At 41.4% G+C, this 432-nt stretch carries 1 protein-coding gene; it reads left to right on the plus strand.

Going from position 1 to position 432, the window contains the following annotated elements; translation table 11 throughout:
- Positions 1–117 precede the first annotated feature (117 nt).
- Positions 118–402, plus strand: coding sequence for a GIY-YIG nuclease family protein (locus Q9J79_RS10300; RefSeq protein WP_301911204.1), 285 nt, complete (start codon positions 118–120; stop codon positions 400–402).
- Positions 403–432 lie beyond the last annotated feature (30 nt).

The following is a 432-nucleotide window of genomic DNA, read 5'->3' on the forward strand; positions in this document are numbered from 1 at the left end:
CGGGAATGACGAAGGGTTGCGGGAATAACGGAGAATTGCGAGAATGACGAAGGGTTGGAATAATCGCGGGATTGTGTTCATGGGAATATAAATTTAAATAATTCAAAAGGATATCATATGCAGCCTGCGGTTTATATTTTAGCAAGCCAACGTAATGGCACGTTGTATGTTGGAGTTACATCTGATTTGGTGCAACGTATTTACCAACATAGGGAGCATTTGGTTGAGGGATTTACATCACGGTACAACGTTACTATGCTGGTTTGGTATGAACTGCATCCTACGATGGAGAGTGCAATTACTCGGGAAAAACAGTTGAAGAAATGGAACAGGGCTTGGAAATTGCAACTGATTGAAGAAAATAATGTTTCTTGGCAGGATTTATGGTTTGATATTATTTAGCCCGTCATTCCCGCGAAAGCGGGAATCCAG

This window comes from Neisseria viridiae, assembly GCF_962747995.1.
Taxonomy (GTDB): Bacteria; Pseudomonadota; Gammaproteobacteria; order Burkholderiales; family Neisseriaceae; genus Neisseria; species Neisseria viridiae.

Bases quoted from the DNA above. Each gene is read 5' to 3' on its own strand.
- Q9J79_RS10300 (WP_301911204.1), top strand. From the start codon at position 118: ATGCAGCCTGCGGTTTATATTTTAGCAAGCCAACGTAATGGCACGTTG.